At 53.9% G+C, this 3,879-nt stretch carries 6 protein-coding genes; all 6 read left to right on the top strand.

The window, feature by feature from the left end; all coding sequences use genetic code 11:
• A partial coding sequence (locus ACETWG_12275) for an ATP-binding protein (GenBank protein MFB0517363.1) occupies positions 1 to 794 on the top strand: 794 nt, incomplete at its 5' end.
• The gene (locus ACETWG_12270; protein MFB0517362.1) at positions 766 to 1,146 is read left to right on the top strand and encodes a response regulator; all 381 of its coding nucleotides are present in this window, start codon (positions 766 to 768) and stop codon (positions 1,144 to 1,146) included. The genes ACETWG_12275 and ACETWG_12270, both read left to right, overlap by 29 nt.
• A gap of 129 nt (positions 1,147 to 1,275) precedes the next feature.
• Positions 1,276 to 2,190: an ATP-binding protein gene (locus ACETWG_12265; protein ID MFB0517361.1), complete on the top strand. Its 915-nt coding sequence runs from the start codon at positions 1,276 to 1,278 to the stop codon at positions 2,188 to 2,190.
• The gene (locus ACETWG_12260; GenBank protein MFB0517360.1) at positions 2,183 to 2,629 is read left to right on the top strand and encodes a response regulator; all 447 of its coding nucleotides are present in this window, start codon (positions 2,183 to 2,185) and stop codon (positions 2,627 to 2,629) included. Before ACETWG_12265 ends, ACETWG_12260 begins: the two co-directional genes overlap by 8 nt.
• Positions 2,626 to 3,516: a response regulator gene (locus ACETWG_12255; GenBank protein MFB0517359.1), complete on the top strand. Its 891-nt coding sequence runs from the start codon at positions 2,626 to 2,628 to the stop codon at positions 3,514 to 3,516. Before ACETWG_12260 ends, ACETWG_12255 begins: the two co-directional genes overlap by 4 nt.
• On the top strand, positions 3,509 to 3,787 hold the full coding sequence (gene kaiB / locus ACETWG_12250) for a circadian clock protein KaiB (GenBank protein ID MFB0517358.1): 279 nt from the start codon (positions 3,509 to 3,511) through the stop codon (positions 3,785 to 3,787). Before ACETWG_12255 ends, kaiB begins: the two co-directional genes overlap by 8 nt.
• The last annotated feature ends 92 nt before the right edge of the window (positions 3,788 to 3,879 follow it).

The following is a 3,879-nucleotide window of genomic DNA, read 5'->3' as shown; positions in this document are numbered from 1 at the left end:
TTTACCTCATTGCACAGATGGAAGACATCACGCGGCGGAAGGTAGCTGAGGAAGCGCTCATCGAACAATCGGAGGCCCTGAAACGGAGCAATCAGGAGTTGGAGCAATTCGCCTATATCACCTCGCACGATTTGCAGGAGCCGTTGCGCATGGTGTCGGGCTACTCCCAGCTGCTGGCGCGCCGCTACCAGGGTAAACTCGATGCCGATGCTGATGAGTTCATTGCCTATCTCGTAGATGGGGCCAATCGGATGAAGAGATTGATTAATGACCTGCTGACCTATTCACGGGTACAGAGGGCGGGCAGGGATTTCGAGCCAACCGACTCTGAGGCTGCCCTGGATCAAGCCCTTGCTAATCTGCATGCCGCCATTGAGGAACAGGGCGCCGAAGTGAGTCACGACCCCCTGCCAATGGTGATGGCTGATACCTCACACCTGGTCCAGCTTTTTCAGAATCTGATCGGTAACGCCATCAAGTTCCACGGGAAGGACCCTCCCAACATTCACGTCTCGGCAAAGGAAAACGAATCCAAGTGGATCTTTTCAGTGCGCGATAACGGTATTGGAATCGACCCGCAGTACGCCGACCGCATCTTCCGTATCTTCCAGCGACTGCATGGCAGGGAGGAGTATCCAGGTACCGGCATCGGTCTGGCAATCTGCAAGAAGATTGTGGAACACCATGGTGGTAACATCTGGGTCGAGTCGCAACCGGGAAAAGGAAGTGCCTTCTATTTCGACTTGAGCAGGAAAGGAGCAAGAGATGGCAATAAAAATACTCATTACCGATGACGAGGAGAGTTTCTTGGCATCCACATCTCACATCCTGAAAGAGGAAGGTTACGAATGCCACTGCGCAGCCAGCTCTGCCGAGGCGCTGGCCACCCTTGCTGCCGAAGACTTCGATCTCGTACTGGCGGACATCAGGATGCCGGGTAACTCTGAATTGAAGTTCTTCCGCCAGGTACGGGAGAATTACCCTAACCTTCCGCTCATTGTGATCACGGGCTACCCCTCGATTGACACTGCGATCAGGAGTATCCAGCTCAAAGTATGGGACTACATCGTGAAGCCCTTTGACATCGATGGGCTCAAGGAACGTGTCAAATCCTGTCTGATCGAAAAAGGTGTGATAGGAAGCTGAAATAGCGCAACAGTGCAGATGTCACAACGAAGAAACAAACCACCTGTAGTGGAACAACTGAAGCCAATATGCCACCATGCGTCATGCTATGAACAAACCTGACATACTGTGATGGGGATGCACGGCGACATGAAGAGACGGATGCGGCAGGAAGTCGCCCAGCACAAGCAGACCATAAAGCAATTACAGAAATATTGTGACCAGCTGGAGGAACTGCTCAAGGAGCGCACGAGCGAATTAAAAACGATCAATGAAAAGTTTCAGCAAGAGATCGCCGATCGCAAACAGGCGGAGAAGGAGCTCGGCGATCTGGAGCGCAGGCAACTGGAGGCGGAGAAGATCATTGCCCTCGGGCAGGTCGCCGCCGGCGTGGCGCACGAGATTAACAACCCGCTAGCTTCGATTAAAAACTGTTTCCATATCGTAAAGGGAGCCCTGCCCCGGGGGCAGGGCATGGAACAGTTCATTAGGTTCATTGATGCGGATATTGAACGCATTTCCGCCATCGTTCGAGAAATGTATAACCTCTACCAGCCACCGCACGCGGCGGTCGGCCCAATCTCGGTTAACGAGGTCTTCGGTGATGTTCTGGCTGCGATGGAAGGCGCCATGAGCGCCTATGCCGTCGAGCTCCAGGATGAGCGCTGTGCGGGTGAGTTGGAGGTTGCACTCCCATCCGGTCAACTGGCGCAGATTTTCACGAATCTTATTAACAATGCCCTGGATGCAATGCCGGACGGCGGCTATCTGCGCGTCAAGACCAGCAAGCAAAAAGAGCAGATCCTGGTGGAAATTGCCGACACCGGCGCGGGGATTCCATCGGATGTTCTACCCCACATCTTCGAGCCTTTTTTCAGCACCAAGTCTCCCGCGGTTGGGAAGGGGGTGAAGATGGGCCTGGGGCTATCGGTAACCCGGAGTCTGGTAAATAGCCTGGGCGGTCATATAGGCGTCAAAACCGCGCCGGGAGCTGGTACCTGCGTTACTGTCTCACTACCCATCGAATCATACGCGGAGTCAAAGGGAGATACGAGCCATGACTAGTCAATCGACTGTCACACCCATCAATATTCTACTGGTGGAAGACAATCCCGGGGATGTGCGCCTGACCCAGGAAGCCCTTAAAGAAACCAAGGTGCTTAACAGTCTTCAGGTGGTGCATGACGGCGTTGAGGCCCTGGCATTTCTGCACCGGGAAGTTCAATATGCTGATGCTGCATATCCTGATCTTATCCTCCTCGATCTGAACCTGCCCAGGAAGGATGGTCGTGAGGTGCTGGCGGAGATCAAGTCCGATGATATCCTGAGGCGTATTCCCGTCGTAGTCCTGACAATCTCCGAGGCTGAGGAGGATATCCTCAAGACCTACGACCTGCATGCCAACTGCTACATCACCAAGCCCCTCGACCTGGAAAAGTTCGCTAAGGTAGTGAAGACTATCGAGGATTTCTGGATGACGATTGTAAAACTGCCGCCGAAATGAACCGAACAGAAAATAGCCAGATCAAAGTTCTATTGGTAGAGGACAATCCGGGTGATGTCCGGTTGATTCGGGAGCTGTTGAAGGAGGCTGTCTCAACCGAGTTTAATGTCACGCCGGCCGGCGACCTTGGGGAGGCATTGGAACGTCTTGGTGATAGCGAACTGGATGTCATACTCCTGGACTTGAACCTGCCGGGCAGTGAAGGACTGGAAACGCTTGCCAAGGTACATAATTCGGCGCCTCAGGTCCCTATAGTAGTGTTGACCGGTCTGGCAGACGAAGTGGTTGGTGATGAAGCGGTTAAGCGGGGGGCCCAGGACTATCTGGTAAAGGGCCAGGTGGAGGGTCTTCTGCTGTCGAAATCCCTGCGCTACGCCATCGAACGCAGCCGGCTGATAACGGAGTTGGAGCAGGCCCGGCAGCGGGAGATCCGTGAGCGGGAACTCCGTTCACTGGAACAGCTCTCCGTTGCACCCCAGACCTCCATTACGGCCCAAATGTTCAACCTGGCTCCCTTGCGCGCAAGTTCACCGGAGACCGTGAACGAACTGGGGCAACGCTATAGTGAACTGCTGGACCTGGCCCTGGAGCAGCAAGCTTATAAGGTGGAGCATAATGTCCCAGAAGGTCTCAACGCCATTGCCGAACAGCTGGGATTCCTGAAGGCCGGGCCGCGAGATGTGGTAGAACTTCATAGTACGGCCCTGAAAGGTAAGACCCTGGAAGCCACCCCCCAGAAAGCACAGGCCTATACCGATGAGGGGCGCTTGATGGTCCTTAGACTTATGGGCTACCTGGTCTCATTCTATCGCAATTATTCTACGGGTACCTGGAAGAGAATTCCGGTACCGGAAAACAAAATTCAGAGGGGGGACAAGCATGAGTAAGGTCTTGCTGAAACTGTACATCACGGGAGTAACCGGAGCTTCTGAACAAGCGATTGCGAACCTGCGCCGTATCAGTGATGAGGAGTTTGAGGGTGAGTACGAGCTCAACGTCATTGACGTTTTGGAGCACCCCCAGCTGGCCGAAGATGAGAAAATACTGGCCACTCCTACTCTCATCAAGCACCTGCCGCCGCCGCTGCGGCGTATTATCGGCGATCTGTCGGCCACCCAGAAGGTTCTGCTGGGGCTGGATTTGCAGCCGAAAACCTAAATCTACCACAAAGGAGATTCACGATGACATTTGGAGACAAACAATCTGTAGCGGTAGAGAAGCTGGAGACCGGCATTCCGGGTTTTGATTTT

The organism is Candidatus Neomarinimicrobiota bacterium, from assembly GCA_041862535.1.
Taxonomy (GTDB): domain Bacteria; phylum Fidelibacterota; class Marinisomatia; order SCGC-AAA003-L08; family TS1B11.
Note: the sequence above shows the minus strand (reverse complement) of the source record. Positions and strands in the feature narration are given on the sequence as shown.

Coding starts and splice junctions, on each gene's coding strand:
- ACETWG_12260 (MFB0517360.1), top strand. CDS start 2,183: ATGACTAGTCAATCGACTGTCACACCCATCAATATTCTACTGGTGGAA.
- ACETWG_12270 (MFB0517362.1), top strand. CDS start 766: ATGGCAATAAAAATACTCATTACCGATGACGAGGAGAGTTTCTTGGCA.
- kaiB (MFB0517358.1), top strand. CDS start 3,509: ATGAGTAAGGTCTTGCTGAAACTGTACATCACGGGAGTAACCGGAGCT.
- ACETWG_12265 (MFB0517361.1), top strand. CDS start 1,276: ATGAAGAGACGGATGCGGCAGGAAGTCGCCCAGCACAAGCAGACCATA.
- ACETWG_12255 (MFB0517359.1), top strand. CDS start 2,626: ATGAACCGAACAGAAAATAGCCAGATCAAAGTTCTATTGGTAGAGGAC.